The following is an 18,248-nucleotide window of genomic DNA, read 5'->3' on the forward strand; positions in this document are numbered from 1 at the left end:
TGTTCGCAGCAACCGCCAGCCACCCGCGTATCCGTGTTGCACAGTCTTGGGCGCCGAACGCTACTCCACCGTGACCGATTTGGCTAGATTTCTCGGCTGATCCACGTCGGTGCCGCGAGCGAGTGCGACATGGTATGCCAGCAGCTGCAGCGGCACGTTGTAGACGATCGGCGCGATGCTCGGGGCCGCGTGCGGCAATTCGATGATCGTGGTGTTCTCATCGCCTTCGATGCCCGCCGAGGCATCGGCAAACACGTACAGCCGACCATGACGGGCACGGACTTCGGCCAGATTGGCCTTCAGCTTAGCTAATAGTTCGTTATTGGGTGCAACGGCCACCACCGGCATGTCTTCGTCGACCAGTGCCAGCGGCCCGTGCTTGAGTTCGCCGGCAGCGTAGGCTTCGGCGTGGATATAAGAAATCTCTTTGAGCTTCAGCGCGCCTTCCATAGCGATCGGCACCATCGCGCCGCGGCCCAGAAACAGCGCGTGGGCGTGTTCGGTAAAGTGCGCTGCGAGCTCAGCCACGCGATCCTCGATCGCAAGCGCGCTCTGGATACCCGACTGCAGGTTGCCGAGATCGGCCACGAGAGATTCGGTGTCCGGGCCCGGCCCGGCTAGCAGGCCCGCCAACGTCAAAAGGCAAGCACACTGGGTCGTGAAGGCCTTGGTCGAAGCCACGCCAATTTCAGGGCCGGCGTGGGTCAGCATCACGTAGTCGGACTCGCGGGTCAGCGAAGTCTCGGGTTTGTTGCAGATCGCCAGCGTAGCGCGGTAGCCCGCTGCGGCTGGTAATGACCGGGCGTAGCGAAGCGCGGCCAGGGTATCGGCCGTTTCGCCGGATTGCGACAAGGTTACGAGCAGCGTCCCCGGACCGACAATCGGGTCGCGATAGCGGAATTCGCTGGCCAACTCGACGCGGCATGGCACACGCGCCAGTGCTTCGATCGCATAGCCAGCCACCAGCCCCGCGTGATAGCTGGTGCCACAGGCGACGATGTGGACCGCCTGGATTTCGTCGAGCAATGCCTGGCCCTGGGGGCCGAATACGTCGGTGGCTAAGCTGTTGCCAGTCACGCGAGCGCCCAACGTGTCGGCGATCACCTCAGGCTGGGCGAGGATTTCCTTGCGCATGAAATGGCGATAGCCATTTTTCTCGGTGTCTTCGATCGCGAGCACCGATTCTCTGATATCGCGCTCGGCGAGCGCGCCGTTGGCGTCGGTTACACGCGCGGCGTCCGCGGTCAACGTTGCGACATCGCCATCCTGCAGATAGATAAACCGGCGTGTGACCGGCAACAATGCCTCGACATCCGACGCCGCGAAGTGTTCACCGATGCCCACGCCGACCACTAGCGGTGAGCCTTGGCGGGCCACAACCAACGTCTCCGGCGCACTCGCAGCCACTACAGCGAGCGCGTAGGCACCATGCAGACGAGCGACCACGGTGCGAACCACGCCGGTCAGATCGCCGTTGGCGGCGAATTCACGATCGATTAGGTGTGCAACGACTTCGGTGTCGGTGCCCGAGCTCAGGGCATAACCCGCAGCTTCGACTTCGCTGGCAAGCTCGGCATGGTTCTCGATGATGCCGTTATGCACCACGGCCACGCGCTCGCCGGACATTTGCGGATGGGCGTTTCGCTCGGACACGCCGCCGTGTGTGGCCCAGCGTGTATGCGCGATGCCGAGCGTGCCCGGCCATTGTTCGCCGGCCAAGCGCTCGGCCAAGGCGTCGACCTTGCCGACCGCGCGTGCGCTGTACAGCGCGTCATCATGCACCAGAGCCACGCCCGCGGAGTCGTAGCCGCGGTATTCCAGCCGCCGCAAGCCCTCCAGCAGAATAGGCTCGACATCCCGCCTGGCGGTTGCACCTACGATGCCACACATACGCTTCTCGCTAATTCCTTGGACGTCGAGACCGCGTCGCCGACATCAACTATCGGTTTTTTTCGGTCGTCGCCAGTTGTCGACTGCCACTTGTTCCTTGCGCGTTAGCGACAGTTTATTGGCCGGCGCCGCCTTGGTTAACGTCGTGCCGGCCGCAATTGTCGCTCCCGCGCCGATTTCCACCGGCGCGACAAGCTCGCTGTTTGAGCCCACGAAAGCGTCATCACCGATCGTGGTGACGTGTTTGTTGGCGCCATCGTAGTTGCAGGTGATCACGCCCGCGCCGATATTCACACCGGTGCCGAGTGCAGCGTCGCCAACATAGCTCAAATGATTGACCTTAGTGGAGGCGCCAACGCTGGCGTTCTTGGTTTCGACGAAATTGCCAATCCGCGCACGATGGCCCAACTCGGTGCCCGGCCGGATACGTGCGAATGGCCCAACCTGGCACTCGGTTGCCAGATGCGCATGCTCCACCACCGTGTGTGCCATGACGCGGCCGCCATCGCCAATCACCGAGTGGCGGATCACACAGCCGGCTTCGATATGAACACCGTTGCCGAGCGTTATTTCGCCTTCCAGCACGACATCGACGTCGATCAATACATCGCGGCCAACCTCGATCCGGCCACGCACATCGACGCGCGCCGGATCGCGGAGTGTCACGCCGGCCGCGAGCAGATCATCGTTTCGGCGCTGCTGGTACACACGCTCGGCACAGGCCAGATCACGCCGATCGTTGATGCCCTGAGTCTCGGCCACGGTTTCGGCCGGATCGGCTACAACCGGCCTGTGATCGGCGACGGCCATGGCGATGCAATCCGTCAAAAGATACTCGCCCTGGGCATTATCGTTTGACAGCCGAACGAGCCAGTCGCGCAGATGGGCCGCCGGCGCCACCATCAAGCCCGTGTTGATTTCGCGGATCGTGCGCTGGTCGGCGGCTAGATCTTTGTCTTCGACAATCGCGGCCACGCCACCAGCCGCATCGCGGACGATACGCCCGTAGCCGGCTGGCTCGGCTAGCTCGGTGGTCAGGATGGCCATACCATCCGAGGCCGCCGTGGTTAATAAGTGTGTGAGTGTCCTGGGCCGCACCAGCGGCACATCACCGTAGAGCACGAGCACTTGTGCATGGTCGGGGATCGCGTCCATGGCCGCAGCCACCGCGTCGCCGGTGCCAAGCGGCTGAGGCTGCTCGACCCAATTCACCGCCAAGTAACCGAGTGCTGTGCGGATCTGTTCCACGCCGGCACCGCAGACAACGTGAATTTGCGTCGGCTCAAGCGTTTCCGCCGTGGCAACCACGTGGCGGAGTAGCGGCCATTCACCGAGCGGCGCCAACACTTTAGGGTGCGCCGACCCCATTCGAGTGCCAGAGCCCGCGGCCAGCACCACGATATGCAGGTTATCGGTCACGATTGTTCCCGTGTTTCCGGTTTGTGCCCGACATGTTTACCTTTTAGTCCGATATTCGCAAATGCGCTTATTATCCTACGACCGCGACACAGTTTCACCTGCGTGCTCGTCCGGCATGGCGGATTCCGACGCCACCCACGCCGCCGGCATCTCACTCCAGACGCGTCGATGAAGCCATCGCAACCAGTGCCGATCGGTCAGCACCCGCCGCGCATCGTCTGCTTCCAAATCGTCGGTGCCACGCGCTAACGCCTGGCGAGCCGCCGTTTCCCGGATGACCCCGATCGTGCGGCTGCAGGAACGACTGTCGCGGGCCAACCCCGCACAGAGTGCGTTCAGCGTCGGGTCAACCACCGCATTGGCAAAGTTCGGTTCCGGCGAAGCAGTAGCGACCAGTTCGCGAATACGGCTCAACTCGGTAGGTGGCTGGTTTTCTTCGGGGATCAAAGCCACCCCGCGCCGAGCAAGCCAGCGCCCCAGATCGGCGCGTGACGTGACCACGGTCAGTACCGGTGCGAACAAAAGCGGCAACAGGATGGGCGCCAACCAGGGCGCAAACCCCGGCGTCGTCGCCAACAGCACGCCGCCCCAGACCACAGCGATAACCATACCGGGGGCGTGATACGCGAATGCTCGGCGCCAGGCCACCGTGGCGTCCGCGCGTTGCTGCGAATCCCAGCGGACGGTGCGCCCCAGCAGCGTCGTCGTGACAAAACGCGCGTGCGCCACCATACGAATCGGCGCCAATGTCGAAGTCAGAAGAACTTCGATCAGGGTCGAAGCCACAAGTCGCAGAACGCCGCCGTAAGCATGATGCTGGCGTTTGGCCACAACCAGGAACAGCCCCAGCACCTTCGGCAAAAATAGCACCACCATGGTGGCCACGAACAAGCTGAGCGCCCAGAACGGTTGCCAGACCGGCCAATGCGGAAATAACTGTTGTCCATCGTTGGAGAAATACTGCGGCGTTTTCAACGCCTGCATTACGGCTTCGCTGGACGACAGCAGCAAGAACAAAAACCACAAGGCCGCCGACCCATAAGCCATGACGCCGTTTGCGAACAGCGCGCGATGAGCCATCGACAGATTGTCAGCGAACAGTAGCCGCATGTGCTGGAGATTGCCGCGACACCAGCGGCGGTCACGACCAAGCTCTTCAATCAGCGACGGCGGCACTTCTTCATAGCTGCCCCCGAGGTCGTAGGCGATGTGCACGCCCCAGCCGGCACGGCGCAAAAACGCCGCTTCGACGAAGTCATGGCTGAGGATATCGCCGGACAGCACGCCATGGCCGGCCAGCGCTGGTAGCGCACAATGCTCCATGAACGGATCCACGCGAATAATCGCGTTGTGGCCCCAATAATGGCCCTTATCCAGGTGCCAGTAGTGCAGGCCCGCGGCAAACATCGGCCCGTAAACGCGCATGGAAAACTGCTGAATACGGGCCAACGCGCTCTGCCGATTAACGCCGGTCGGCGGTGTCTGGATCAGGCCGGCCGACGGGTTGGCGTCCATGCGCGCCACGAGCTCCACGATGGTTTCTCCGCACATGATGCTGTCCGCATCGAGGACCAGCATATACGGATAATTACGCCCCCAGCGTCGGCAGAAATCCGCGAGATTTCCCGATTTTCGGCTCACCCGGGCTTCCCGCCGACGATAAAAGATTTGCCCGAAGGCATCCAGTTCGCGACAAAGCTCTGCCCAGGCGGCTGTTTCGGCGACACAAGTATCGGGCGCGCTACTATCACTCAGGATATAGAAATCGAAATCTTCTATATGCCCGGCTGCCTGTATTGATTCATAGACCGCCCGCAAGCCGGCACAGGCGCGCGTCACGGACTCTTCGCAGATGGGCATTAGAATCGCCGTACGTGCGCCCTGCTGCGAATTGTCTTCAGGTTCTTCGGACGGCTGCCCAGCGGCCTCGATGCAGTATTGATCACCGCGCCACATAAGGAAGAAACCCGCACAAGCGGTCCAGAACCCAACCAGAATCCAGGCGAACAGCAAAAACGCGATCGCGAGTATCGCCAGTTCGAGGATCGTCGCGCCGTGATTGGGCAGGACCGTGGCCATATACATGGTCGCCGCCGCAGCTGGGATCATGATAATCAGCGCCAACAGAAACTGTCGACGACATACGATTCGGCCCAGACGCGTCTCATGCGGACGTGTGTGCTCGCGGGCACGCGCTTGGCGTGAAAACGCCGCCCGCAGGATTCGGCCTAGGCCGCGCGAGGCATGCGGCGGCGCCATTTGTGCGCGTCGACAACGCGGCATGCTAGCACCACGGTAGGTATCGGCCGCCCTGTTTGAAACGCGCCGGCTCCACCCGGGGTACCGGCCAGCCAACATGCCGCGGATGCCAGCCTCATCCGCGTCGTCGGGCATCGCACCGTCACCAGCGCCTTCATCGGGTGCGGCGTCGACCGTCAGACGATCAAGATGTCCTTGCGCTCGGGTCAATGCCTCGGCCGGCGAACCAGGAGCATCGGCCAACGTACGTTCGAGAATGACACGGCGCCGTTCGTCGTCCAGTGCCAACCGGTCTAGATAGCCCTCTAGACGTGCCCGTATCGCGTTGTCCATAAACTGACTCTTGCTCAACGATTCACGAGCTCATAGCGCCAGACCTCGGTTATTTTTTCCTGGTTGCCGTTTTTCAGATACGCTCTGATCGGCAATGGCTTACCAAGGGCACTGGTCGGCACATCAAAACTGAGCTGCCACCCACCCACGTGTGTATTGCGCGTGATCCCGATGTTTTGCACATCGACTTTTCGCGACGTCGTAATCTGCGACGTGAGGGCGTCGCGACCCTGCAAATCATCGAGTCCACCGCCCGCAAACTCTAGCTCTACACGCACTCGCTCGGATCCGTTTTTGCCCTGCGGATGGCCAATGTGGGTCGCTACGACATGGCCAACACTGTTCGACTGCGGACTGTAGGGGCTCCAGATCATGTCGTAGCTGAACTCGTGTCGGCTACCGGCCTTGATGGTTTGTTGCGAAACCCACGACAATTCGATATTACGATTGATTTCGCGCTTGGACGGGATCTCGATTAGCTCCAGATGGCCCTTGTCGAATCCGGACTCGGGGCGAACCCAGACGTTCGGCCGATTGTGATATTGCCTGTGGGGCGCCCGATAGTGCGCCTTGCTGCGGTCTCGTTGCATCAACCCGAAGCCGGCCACTTGATTGGCGGGTATCTCGATCTGGCGCAGTTTGCCCGGATTTTTCAGTGGCTTCCACTGCCAGTTCTTGCTGTCGCCATGGATCAACAGGCCATCGGCATCGTGGGCTTCCGGCCTAAGATTGGAACGACCGCTGAGGCTGTTTTCTCCCCAGGTGAACATGCTGGTCAGCGGTGCCACGCCCAGTTTGCTGACTTCCTTGCGCGCAAACAGTGTGGCCTTGACATGCGTATGGGTTGCCCGCCCCGGATGGGTGTTGATGACGTAGGCACCGACGACCTTGGGCGAATCCAGCAAAGCATAGATCGTCAGGCCGCGCTTGCCTTGAGTCGGTGGCGCGAGCCAGAAATGCGTGAAATGTGGGAATGTTTGTTTGTTGGTGCTCGCCGCATTGACTGACAGCCCACGCGCTTGCGTCCCAAACTCCTCGCCGCGACCCCGCGCCCGGAAGTAAGACGCCCCCTTGAAGGAGACTGCCGGCCACCAGCCTGTACCGCTGTTATCTCGGCGATCGACACTGAAGCCAGCATAACCCAGGTCATCCGGCACGCGTTTCCGCAATTTCTCATTCGGCCAGTTGAAGTTCGCGGGACTAAACGGCAACGGTTCAGTTTGGTCGCCCTTGTTGGCACGAATCGACACGGCTTTGTCGTAAATCATGCCCGGGATCTCGCCCCGGACTCGATACCCCATGCCAGCGCCCTGCCATAGTGCCGCCGGCGATTTGAATTTGATCTGCTTGTAGGTGCCAGAATCGAGATTCCGGAGAAAGCTCGGCACCTTGGACGGTGCCTGGTACTCGCTGTCCGCCTTTTTCTTGGCCAGCCGCACCAACTTGGATGCGGTCATGCGGCCTTCGATCAAACGCTCGGACGGCTTGTTTTTTGACTTCTGTTGCGCTGACTCTGCGCTATTCGCACCCGCACCTTGACCATGCTCTTGGTCGTCATCCGAGGCTTTATTTTCACTGGCCTTGTTGTCGCTTTTGGCGTTTTTATCGGCCTCTGAATGATCTTTTTGGTCGCCCTCGGATTGGTCCGCCGCTTTCGCTGCGGGCTTATCCGTCGCGGACTGCGATGATGACCCTTTGTCGGCCGCAGCAGCACTAGCCGATCCGATAGCTAGCGCGATGGCCGTCGCGATGGCCGGTAACTTTCGATTGATGGACCAACAAGCCAGATCCGGATCATTGCAAAAACCGGCCCGCTTGGAACGCACAATGGTTGAACAACGCATAATTTTCATGGCTGGATCGACGGCACTGCCGGCCATCGCTGGTGGGCACTGCACATATTCGGAGTTGTACAAACGGTCATTATTCGCATCGCTTCCGATAGCTAATGGTCTTTCAACGGCATCAACCGCGGCTAGGACAATCCCGGCTACGGATTCGTTCCAGGCGCTCGTAGATTCCGCTACGTAATTTCCCGATTACAACGTAACGGGTATCCTACTTTAATAGATTTTCGAAAGAGAGGCCGCTCATTTCAAGCGTGGCATGTGATTGGGCACCGAACCCCGCCATCAGCGACGCGCATAAGCTGGCCGCGGTTGCGTTCGACCCCGACACCCCCAATCTCTTCGACGTACCCCTATCCTGGCTGACCGGCGACTGGCAGCACGAATCCTGGTCTGCGGATACGCCCGTCGAAGAGCTGTGGCTTGGGGATTGGCAGGTACGGCGCACTCCGGATCTCGCTTTTGCGGCCGTCGAGCTCCCTGAATCCCGCCTGGCCAGCCCGGCCGCGCTAGAGGCCGCCGCGTTGACGGCTTATCGTGAGTTATTCGCGCTCCAGACGAAACTTGGCTTCGCTCACCTGCAGCGCGTCTGGCATTGGCTTTTCGATGTGATCGGGGGCGAAGGCGAAACGCAACGTTATCGCAGCCTATGTCGTGGCCGCGCCCAAGCCGTGGACGAAGTCAACATTGTTTTGCCGCCGGCGACCGGGGTCGACAGCGCGCGGCCAGGGCTGCGTATTCAGGCAATTCTCGGATGCCAGCCGATCACGCCGATCGAAAACCCACGCCAGGTCAGCGCCTACCGCTATCCGCGCGAGCACGGTCGCCGCGCGCCGGCATTTGCCCGCGCGGCCGAAACACAACTCGGCCGCAGTCGTTATCTTCTGATTTCCGGCACGGCGAGTATCATCGGGCATCGCACGTACCACGCCGGCGACGTGCGCCGCCAAACCCGGGAGGCGGTCGCTAATATCGCGGCGGTTATAGGCGCTGCATCCCGCTCAACCGCAGCTCGCGGCCTGGACGGCCTGGCCGGCGCACGCGGTTATGTGCCCCGCGCTGCCGACGCCGAGATCGTGGCGGCGGAGCTACGCGCCCTGATGCCGAAGGTACCGATCACGTTATTACAGGCTGAGTTGTGCCGGCCGGATCTAAGTGTCGAGATCGAGGCACAGATGCGGCTCTGAACCACGCCCGCGCGACGACGTTCAACGCCTGTCGTCATTCGTGTTGCTGGCCGCCGGCTGACTGGTTTGTTCGCGCTCGCCGGCCTCGGCGTCGCGCTGGCGAAGACGCGCCAGTTTCTCGCCGATCCGGGATTCAAGACCGCGCGGGCTCGGTTCGTAATAACGCGTGCCAACGAGTTCATCGGGCAGATACGTCTCACCAGCCGCGTAACCGTCCGCTTCGTTGTGGTCGTAGCGATAGTCCTCACCGTAGCCAAGCTCGTTCATGAGGCTCGTCGGCGCGTTGCGTATGTGCATCGGCACTTCCAGGGAACCGTGCTCGCGGGCATCACGCCATGCTGCCTTGAACGCGCTATACACGGCGTTGGACTTGGGCGCACTGGCCAGATAGACCCCCGCCTGGGCGATGGCCAGCTCGCCTTCCGGCGACCCTAGTCGGTCGAACGTCTCCCAAGCATCGAGACACAGTCGGAGTGCACGCGGATCCGCGTTGCCGATATCTTCGCTGGCTATGCGCACGATGCGGCGCGCGACGTAGTGTGGATCACAGCCGGCTTCGAGCATGCGCGCCAGCCAGTAGAGTGCAGCGTCAGGATCGGACCCACGCACGCTTTTGTGCACGGCCGACATCTGATCATAGAAATAGTCGCCGCCCTTGTCGAAGCGACGCAGGCCACCAGCCAGCACCTCGTCGAGGTCGACTTGCGTGATCTCACTGGCTACGGCGTCTTCGCGTCCACCGGCGATATCGGCCGCCAATTCGAGCAGATTCAAGGCGCGCCGGGCGTCACCATCGGCGCGTGCGGCCAGCTGATCGCGTAGCGTATCGGCCATGACGAGTTGCCGATCGCCGAGTCCTTGCTCGATATCGGCCAACGCGCGGTCGATGAGCTCACGTATCACAACACCGTCCAACGTCCGTAGAACGTAGGTGCGGGTGCGCGACAGTAGTGCATTATTGACTTCGAACGACGGGTTTTCGGTCGTCGCACCGACAAGCACGACCGTGCCGTCTTCCACATAGGGCAGCAAGCCGTCCTGCTGCGCTTTGTTGAAACGATGAACCTCATCGACGAAAAACAGTGTGCCCTGTCCCGATCCGGCACGCGCGTTCTGGGCGTCGGCGACCGCAGCGCGTATATCCTTGACCCCAGCCATGACCGCGGAGATCTGGACGAATCGCATGGCCACCGATTCGGCCAGAAGCCGCGCCAACGTGGTCTTGCCCGTCCCCGGCGGCCCCCAAAGGATCATCGAATGCACGCGCCCCGCCGCGAGCGCACGGCTCAGGGGTTTGTCCGCTCCGAGAATATGCGCCTGGCCGGCGAAATCAGCCAGTCGTTGCGGCCGCATACGATCGGCCAGTGGTCGCACTGCGTCCGCTTCCGAATCAGTTGAAAGAGAGAATTGCTGTTGGTGAGACAGGGCGTGTCACCGCTTGTTCGCCACGATGGCTTCCAGCGTATCACTGTGCCCAGCAAGGTCGACCCCTGGCCACAGCAGCGGTCACGCTCAAGCGACGCGGCCCCAAAAAACAAACTTGCTTCGGTCCAAGGCGTCGCCATCACGCAGCCGGCCAACGCCTCGCTGTTTCGCATAGCCCGCGCGGCGCGCGGGCCACCGCCAACTATTTGTTACCGATCCGCTCTGGACGCCGACTACATATCAAAATTGGTCGGCACCACGATTACGTCGCGAATCGTGACGTTGCGTGGGCGGGTCAGCATGAACATGATGCAATCCGCGACCTCGTCCGGCTCGATCAGACTGCCCGACTCCTTGGCCTTACGCAGGTTTTCGGCCGGCCAATCATTTAAAAGCGCACTGCTGACCGGTCCGGGCGAAACTTCCCCCATGCGAATGCCGTGCTGGATGACCTGACGGCGCGTAGTCTGCACGAAACAGTTGATCGCCCATTTCGAGGAGGCATAGACCGGCTCCCACGGAACCGGGTAGTGGCCCGCAACCGAGCAGGTGACCACGATATCGCCGGTGCCACGCTCGACCATCGGCGGCAGCATATCGCGTATGTTTTTCATCGCCACATTGACGTTCAGATCAATCACGCGGTCGATGGTGTCCGTTTCGGCGTCGAGCAGATCGCCACCGACATACGCGCCAGCGTTGGCGTGGAAGATATCGACATGGTCGACCGTATCCAGAAGACGCGGCACGAGATTGGCACACTGCTGACTATCCAGAAGATCGACGACTAGCGGTATCGCTCGCTCGCCGAGCGCCTCGCAGAGGTGGTTCAACGCCGATTCGTCACGGTCCACTAATACCACCGTCGCACCCGCGTTCAGCATCGCCTCGGTCGAGGCTTGCCCGATACCGGATGCCGCCCCGGTGACCGCTGCTATTTTCCCGTCGAGGGCATCGGTTTCAACCATCCCATGACTCCGTTTCGATAAAGTCTCGCGTCAAATACACGGCCGACGCAATATAAGATACAAGTGTATCCATATTTATACACCTGTCAAAGGTCGGTAGCTTACGCGCCGACAGCGTTCCGTATGGCATTGGCCGTGGCATCCCACCCGAGGCAATCGTCTGTTATCGACATGCCGTAGGTCATGTCAGTGCCGACTTTCTGTTTACCCGCTGTGAGGTTGCTCTCCAGCATGACCCCGGCGATCGCGCGCTCACCCGCACGCCGACGTGCTGCAAGATCAGCAAGCACGGCGGGTTGGGCAGCGGCGACCTTGCCACTGTTGGCGTGGCTACAATCGACGATTAGACGCTGTGGCTGATTGATCTCACCCAGCGCGTCAACAGCCGCGCTGACATGCTCACGTGCGTAATTGGGGCCTCCCCGACCGCCACGCAGAATCAAATGCGGACGTGGGTTGCCGGCGGTCGCCATGGCCGCCGGACGACCCTCATCGTCGACGCCGATATAGTGCTGCGGCATCGACGCCGCTTCGACCGCGTTCATGGCACTTGTCAATCCACCATCGGGCGCGTTCTTGAAGCCAACCGGCAAATCGAGTGCACTAACCCGCTCCCGATGTGTCTGCGACTCAGTGGTACGCGCCCCGACGGCCGCCCAGGCCAGCGTATCCGCCAGATAATCAGCGGCGATCGGGCTTAAAAGCTCGGTCGCGAGGGGCAAACCGAGTTCTGCGAGCTCGATCAGAAGCGCGCGGGTTGTATGGAGCCCGCGTTCAATGTCATTACCGCCATCCAGATCCGGATCGTGCAGCAGGCCTTTCCAACCAACGGTTGTGCGCGGTTTCTCGACATAGGCGCGCATCACGATTACGGCATGTTCGGACAGCTCGTCGGCCAGCGCGGTCAGGCGTCGGCCGTATTCGAGTGCTGCATCGCGATCGTGCAGCGAACAAGGGCCGGCGATCACCAGCAGACGGTCGTCAGCGCCGGCCAGTATGGCGTCAATCAACGAGCGCTGGTGCGCGATCCGTGCCGCCGAAATCGGATCGAATGGCAGCCGTTGGCGAAGCTCGGCCGGCGATGGTAGCGGGTTGATCCGCGTTGCCGACGGCTGTGAATCGAGGCTACGTGCGGTGGCACAATCCATGATCGACTCCCGGTTGTGTCGCTACGATCAGTGCGTGCAACGAAGAATTTGTGCGTTGTTCAGGTTGGGCGGCGATTGAAAATGTTGTGCGATACGTCATCCGATATTCCTTTTCCAGCTCGATTTGGTAATCCATAAAAAACCCCCGGCTGGAAGACCAGCCGGGGGTTTTTGCAAATCCGTGGCCAGGCTCCCAAATCGGGCGCCTGGCCGTTACCGGTTCAGGCGCGCATGCGACCAAACCAGTAGTAATAAAACGAGCACGCTGTTCCCGTCGCGCTAGGCACGCGGCAGACCATCGAAGTGTGGGATGTTTGCTTACTCATCATGAGCAGCACATTACGACGCCGACCAGCGAAAATCAACCGCCGGCGCGATACATAAGCGCATCACGCCACCCACCTAATCTTCGGGCCGGTCTGCAGCATCAAGCCGGTCGGCGACTGTTCGCAACTGACCACAAAGATCGATCATCTCGGTACGCGTTAGCCCTGTAGCACGCGCGAGATTACTCTGGACGTCAGCGACAGCCGATTTCAGCGCAGCGCCGTGACTCGTCAGTCGCACCAGAAGTTGGCGCTGATTATTGATCGGTCGTTCACGCTCGATTAACGACGATTCCTCCATTTTCTTGAGAATCGGCGTCACGCTCGATGGATCGAGACAGATGCGTTCGGCGATGGCACCAGCGGTCAGACACTCCTCCGCATAAAGGGCCAGCAGAACCAGATACTGTGGATGGGTTATGCCCAGATCGGCAAGGCGCTCGGTATACAGGCGCGTAATACTGCGCGCGCCACGACAAAGCGCCAAACACAGTTGGTCTTCCAGCGCCAGATTAGGGAAATTATCGGTTGTATTATCGCGATCAGACTCGCTCATAAACCAAGGCTACCAGTTCTTTGGCAGCCAACACATCGGCCACTGCTTCGCAGTATGCGCCGCTCCACGCATTTGCATCCTTGCGCGCGCTACGCGGCCGTGTCGTCAAACCGCATGCTCGTGCCATCCCAAACGAGACGGCGATCGGCGCGACGCGTACTCGACTCGATCCGACGGGCGTTGGGTCGATCATTGGTCGCGACCCAAGTCCACGCCTCGGCCGGCTCACGCCCGAAGTGAACATGGCGCGCCACCAGCCCCTGTTCGCGAACGTGCGTCGGCGCATCGATATACCAGACTGCATCGAGGCACTCACATAGTTCGCACCAGGGCGGATCGTCGAGCAAAAGATAATTGCCCTCGGTGATCACCAACGGTGTCGTCGGCGCAATGGCTACGGCGCCCGCAACTGGCTCGTCGAGCGTGCGCGAAAAATCCGGCGCGTAGATCGTCGACCCACGCTCGCAAGCCGCTCGCGTACGCGCCAACAAGGCGTGATAACCATCGGCGTCGAACGTCTCGGGTGCGCCCTTGCGATCTGCCAAGCCCAGACGTTCGAGTTGACTATTGGCCAAGTGAAAACCATCCATTGGCACATTGACGGCCGTGCAGCCCAATTGGCGCACCAACGCGGCCGCTAATGTCGATTTGCCGGCACCCGGGGCGCCCACGATGCCCAGCAATGCGCGTCGGTCTCGCGCACCGATCAACGCATGGGCGGCGCACACGACCTCATCAGCCAACCACTCGTCGGTATCGTCGCCAGACATCAATGGTCGAGAATCAGTCACGGGCGTATGTGAGCCGGCACCGGCGACGTGCTTACAAGCGTCGAGTGCGCGGTTTCCTTAGGCACGGTGAACAGCCTCCGCCGGGCGCATGCCGCACGGATAACACGGTAAATGGCGCCGATAGCGCCAGCCCGACGACAACGATAGACGCGGGCCATCACGCGGCGCTGTGCCATGTGCATGCCTTGGTTCGACCATTGCCACACTGTCGTTTCATATTCGGGCGCGCAATAGCCTGGATACACGATTGTCCGGCTAGCGTGCGGCCGCACGCAAATGGCTGATCAACGTATCGACGTATGGATTAATCACCTCGCTGCGGACGGGCGTGCAGACATAAATATGGCGCAGCGCCCAGTCTTCGGCCAGACTGACGGTAGCAAGACAGCAATCCAATTGCTCGATAACCGAGCGTGGCACGATGGCGATACCGACGCCGGCCGCCACCAGATTACCGACGGTGATGAAATCATTCACACGCACACGGTAGATGACACGTTTCCCCCGGTGCTCAGCCTGTTCGACGATCAACTCGTGTAACGGCGCATAATCCCGCAATCCGATAAACGACTCGGCCAAACAAGCCTCGAAATCGACGCTGGTCGCGGTGGCCAATGGATGTGTCGTCGGCGTGATCACCACGAGCTCATCGCGCGCGAGCGCCTCGAAATTCAGCGCCGGATGTCGGTTATCGTTACACAGCCCTAGATCCGCACGGCCGGCCGCGACCTCGGTGGGAATATCCTCGCTGCGTGCCTGCTCCAGTTCCACATCGGCCAGAGGGTTGTCGCGGAAAAACGAGGCCAGTGTGCGTGGCGCGAGATCGATAAGCGAGGTGTTGTTGGCGAGTAGCGACACGCTTGTTCGAACGTTAGCACTGTAATCGGCCAGATCGGCGTGCATGCGTTCGAGGCCAGCAAAGCACTGACGCGCATGTTCGGCTACCACGCGCCCCGCAGCCGTCGGCACCATGCCGCGCCGGCTGCGCTCGAGCAGTTTCGTGCCCAACGCAGATTCCAAATTCGACAACCGCTCGCTAACTGACGACGGCACCAGATACTGCTGCCGAGCGCCGGCCGAGACGCTGCCGGTATCGACAACGGCTAGAAACAAACGCAGATCACTGAGTTTGTAATGCAGCGGCGGGGTGCTTTTCGGCATAACCGAATTCTAACTTCGGATCATCCCATTTGTAATCGAATGCATAACCACAAGGTTCCTCATTGAACGCAGCAATCGATTAGTAAGTTTTGATGCCTTTCGGCTATCGGAGCCTAAATTGTTTGCTGTGGTCAAACACACATCCACCCGGCTAAGCCGGGCGAACCAACAAGGAGACGTTATGCGTTTCACATCACTAACCACGGGTTCGATTTTTGCGACTGCGCTTCTCATAGGCGGTATGGCATTTACCAGCGTTGCCTCCGCTGCCGGGCCGACCAACCCCGTTGGCACGACCAATACATTGCCTCGCGCGCAGCCCACACTCGGTGAAAGCGGCGCGGCACCACGCGCCAACGAGCTTCACTCCGCCGAGCAAAATCAGTCGGCCCAAAACACGCGGCAAGCTGCGAGCCAGAATCAGGGCGACAAAGTGGCGCGCAACGTCACTGAGCAGACCACCTCCCATGGCACGCGCCCCGACCGCCATAAACGGGAACTTTGATCAAAGCTGGCGTCGAACGCCAGTTACGATTGCCCCAAAAGCCGGATCGATGATCCGGCTTTTTTTATGCCCGCTCCGAGGGTAGAAACGGCTGCGAACAGGAAACGGTGCTGCGCAGCTTTTATGTCTCAGCCGGCTGAGACATGGTGCGGGCATAAACAGATACGTCGATGTGGCTCGGTGGCCTCTGTATACACAGAATGGCCAGCTATACCAGCCGCGACACACCGTCTTCGTCGCCGCGACGCGGCTCGATCAGACTCAACGGCGCTCGCGTTTTAACGCGCATTTCACGCCGACGAGTGCACAACACCACGTGACGGTTTCCCCGTTGGCCACAGCTGCCGGCGGCGAGTATTAATCACAGCGGATACCACGGTGGCGAATACGCCTCCTCCTATACCTGGCGTTTTGCGCATGAGCCGCCAGCGCTCGAGGCGAGCCGCGACGCTATCGATCATTACGACATTTTTACGCCAATCGGCGCTTGTGGAATAGCACTTTTACGCCTCCCGGCCCTAGCATCCTGCGTCCCATAGTTGGGCAAGCTCAGGAAGTATGTATGTGGTTACTTTTCATCGTCTGTTGGGCGACTGCTATCTACTTGATCGCAGCCGTGCTCCGACCGGAGCGGTTCTAATGATGGCGTTTGTCGGCCTGGCCATCCTCATGGGGCTTTTAGCCCTCTGCATCGGTTTCATTTGCATTGAGGACCGCATATGAATGAAATCATTCTGACCTACGTGGTCTCGCTTTTACTCGCACTGCCGCTCGGCTGGTACATGGCGAACGTTTTTGCCAGCAGCTCGGGCGCTCTGGATCGTGTATTCGGCCCGGTTGAGCAGGGCGTCTTCCGGCTCGCCGGCATCGACGCATCACGGCCGATGGACTGGAAGGGCTATGCACTTGCCTTCATGAAATTCCATGTCGGCCTCGGTGCGCTCGTCTTTTTCATCCTTTACTTCCAGGGTTATTTGCCACTGAACCCGGACGGTATTCAGGGGATGGATTGGGATCTCGCTCTGCACACGGCGACGTCGTTTCTCACGAACACGAATCAGCAGCACTACTCGGGGCAGGCGCAACTCTCCTATTTCGCTCACATGTTCGGGATCGTCACCTTGCAAGTGATCACGCCAACTGCCGGGCTGGTGGCACTGGTCGCGATCGTGCGGACACTGCTGGCGCGCCCACACACGGTGCGTCAACTGGGAAGTGGTGAGGTTGCCGTGGGCAACTTCTACCGGGATCTCGTGCGCGCCATCCTGCGCATCACGCTGCCGCTGGCATTCCTCGTCGCCATTTTAATCGCCTGGCAGGGCGTGCCAAGCACGTTCGAGGGCGCACAAACGACGAACACCCTCGATCCGGCCGCCGAAATGACGCAACAGGAAGTGCCTGTGGGGCCGGTCGCATCGATGGTGGCGATCAAGCAACTCGGCACGAATGGCGGCGGTTGGTACGGCCCGAACAGCTCGGTTCCGCTCGAGAACCCAACGCCAGTGTCGAACTTCATCGAAACCGTCTCGCTCGTGCTTATCCCGATCGCAACCGTGATTATGGCGGGCTTTCTCTCGGGGCGTAGGCGTCTGGCTGCGGGCATTTTGAGCGTGATGGTAATGCTATCGGTTTCGTTGGTAAGCCTAGCGGTCTGGTCTGAGAATCAACCCAATGCCGCCTTCGTGGGTCTGTCCGAGACCGGTCCCAACATGGAAGGCAAGGAGACGCGTTTCGGTCCGACAGCGTCAGCGCTGTGGGGGGCGTTCACCACGCAAACGTCCAACGGGTCTGTGAACTCAATGCACGACTCCTGGAACCCGATGGGCGGGCTGGTAACGCTGATGGACATGTTCATCAACGCGATATTCGGCGGCGTCGGCGTCGGCTTGATCAACTTCTTGCTCTACGGGTTACTCGCGGCATTTCTAGGATCGTTGATGATCGGTCGCAGCCCGGCAATTTACGGCCGAGCACTCGAAGCGAAAGAGATCAAACTCTTGTCGATCGCATTACTACTGCCGTCGCTGCTGATCTTGAGTTTCACGGGCGCATCATTCGCCTTTTCCGGGCTGGCCCAGAACTCGAACCCGGCATTTCACGGCATATCGCAGGTCCTTTACGAATACACCTCCGCTTTCGCCAACAACGGCTCCGGTTTCGAAGGCCTGGGTGACGACACAGTCTGGTGGAACGTAACGACCTCCGTGAACCTCGTCTTCGGTCGCTTTATCCCGATTTTGGCGTTGCTCGCTATCGGCGCGCGCATCGCAGGTAAACGGGCCGCACCGACCGGCCGCGGGAGCTTGAAGATCGAAACGCCGACCTTCGCCGTACTAACGCTGGGCGTCATCGTCCTGATCGCGCTGCTGTCATTCATGCCCGTGCTTGTGCTCGGTCCGATCGGCGAGCAGCTGTTCCTGGCGAACTAAATGC

At 60.6% G+C, this 18,248-nt stretch carries 14 protein-coding genes; 4 read left to right on the forward strand and 10 right to left on the reverse strand.

Annotated features, from left to right (window positions below):
* Window positions 1-60 precede the first annotated feature (60 nt).
* The 4 genes from glmS to HKX41_07355 all read right to left on the reverse strand — a co-directional run bounded on the left by glmS (window position 61) and on the right by HKX41_07355 (window position 7,817).
* A complete protein-coding gene (glmS, locus tag HKX41_07340; protein ID NNC23969.1) occupies window positions 61-1,890 on the reverse strand; it encodes a glutamine--fructose-6-phosphate transaminase (isomerizing) in 1,830 nt (609 codons plus the stop codon).
* A 45-nt stretch (window positions 1,891-1,935) separates the two neighbouring features.
* Window positions 1,936-3,309, reverse strand: coding sequence for a bifunctional UDP-N-acetylglucosamine diphosphorylase/glucosamine-1-phosphate N-acetyltransferase GlmU (gene glmU, locus HKX41_07345; protein NNC23970.1), 1,374 nt, complete (start codon window positions 3,307-3,309; stop codon window positions 1,936-1,938).
* A gap of 75 nt (window positions 3,310-3,384) precedes the next feature.
* On the reverse strand, window positions 3,385-5,901 hold the full coding sequence (gene mdoH / locus HKX41_07350; GenBank protein ID NNC23971.1) for a glucans biosynthesis glucosyltransferase MdoH: 2,517 nt from the start codon (window positions 5,899-5,901) through the stop codon (window positions 3,385-3,387).
* 14 nt (window positions 5,902-5,915) lie between these two features.
* Window positions 5,916-7,817 (reverse strand): hypothetical protein, encoded by a 1,902-nt coding sequence (locus HKX41_07355; protein NNC23972.1) that lies wholly within the window; start codon window positions 7,815-7,817, stop codon window positions 5,916-5,918.
* A 185-nt stretch (window positions 7,818-8,002) separates the two neighbouring features.
* On the opposite strand from HKX41_07355, the gene HKX41_07360 reads away from it, so the two are divergent.
* Window positions 8,003-8,935 carry a hypothetical protein gene (locus HKX41_07360; GenBank protein ID NNC23973.1) on the forward strand — a complete coding sequence of 311 codons (933 nt, stop codon included), beginning with the start codon at window positions 8,003-8,005 and terminating at the stop codon, window positions 8,933-8,935.
* A 21-nt stretch (window positions 8,936-8,956) separates the two neighbouring features.
* Here the strand turns inward: HKX41_07360 and HKX41_07365 are convergent, their stop codons facing one another.
* From HKX41_07365 to HKX41_07390, 6 genes are all read right to left on the reverse strand, one after another.
* Window positions 8,957-10,288, reverse strand: coding sequence for a replication-associated recombination protein A (locus tag HKX41_07365; GenBank protein ID NNC23974.1), 1,332 nt, complete (start codon window positions 10,286-10,288; stop codon window positions 8,957-8,959).
* A 305-nt stretch (window positions 10,289-10,593) separates the two neighbouring features.
* On the reverse strand, window positions 10,594-11,328 hold the full coding sequence (locus HKX41_07370) for an SDR family oxidoreductase (protein ID NNC23975.1): 735 nt from the start codon (window positions 11,326-11,328) through the stop codon (window positions 10,594-10,596).
* Window positions 11,329-11,429: 101 nt separating this feature from the next.
* The gene (locus tag HKX41_07375; protein NNC23976.1) at window positions 11,430-12,476 is read right to left on the reverse strand and encodes a 3-deoxy-7-phosphoheptulonate synthase; all 1,047 of its coding nucleotides are present in this window, start codon (window positions 12,474-12,476) and stop codon (window positions 11,430-11,432) included.
* A 402-nt stretch (window positions 12,477-12,878) separates the two neighbouring features.
* Window positions 12,879-13,358, reverse strand: coding sequence for a MarR family transcriptional regulator (locus HKX41_07380; protein NNC23977.1), 480 nt, complete (start codon window positions 13,356-13,358; stop codon window positions 12,879-12,881).
* A gap of 89 nt (window positions 13,359-13,447) precedes the next feature.
* Window positions 13,448-14,128 carry a nucleoside/nucleotide kinase family protein gene (locus HKX41_07385; GenBank protein ID NNC23978.1) on the reverse strand — a complete coding sequence of 227 codons (681 nt, stop codon included), beginning with the start codon at window positions 14,126-14,128 and terminating at the stop codon, window positions 13,448-13,450.
* 276 nt (window positions 14,129-14,404) lie between these two features.
* The gene (locus HKX41_07390) at window positions 14,405-15,310 is read right to left on the reverse strand and encodes a LysR family transcriptional regulator (GenBank protein ID NNC23979.1); all 906 of its coding nucleotides are present in this window, start codon (window positions 15,308-15,310) and stop codon (window positions 14,405-14,407) included.
* 181 nt (window positions 15,311-15,491) lie between these two features.
* Here HKX41_07390 and HKX41_07395 point away from each other — a divergent pair, with 181 nt between their 5' ends.
* The 3 genes from HKX41_07395 (at window position 15,492) to kdpA (ending at window position 18,244) form a co-directional block, all read left to right on the forward strand.
* Window positions 15,492-15,815, forward strand: a complete 324-nt coding sequence (locus HKX41_07395; GenBank protein NNC23980.1) for a hypothetical protein — start codon at window positions 15,492-15,494, stop codon at window positions 15,813-15,815.
* Between the two features lie 487 nt (window positions 15,816-16,302).
* Window positions 16,303-16,455, forward strand: a complete 153-nt coding sequence (locus HKX41_07400) for a potassium-transporting ATPase subunit F (protein NNC23981.1) — start codon at window positions 16,303-16,305, stop codon at window positions 16,453-16,455.
* Between the two features lie 79 nt (window positions 16,456-16,534).
* Window positions 16,535-18,244, forward strand: coding sequence for a potassium-transporting ATPase subunit KdpA (kdpA, locus tag HKX41_07405; protein NNC23982.1), 1,710 nt, complete (start codon window positions 16,535-16,537; stop codon window positions 18,242-18,244).
* Window positions 18,245-18,248: the final 4 nt, after the last annotated feature.

This window comes from Salifodinibacter halophilus (assembly GCA_012999515.1).
GTDB lineage: Bacteria > Pseudomonadota > Gammaproteobacteria > Nevskiales > Salinisphaeraceae > Salifodinibacter > Salifodinibacter halophilus.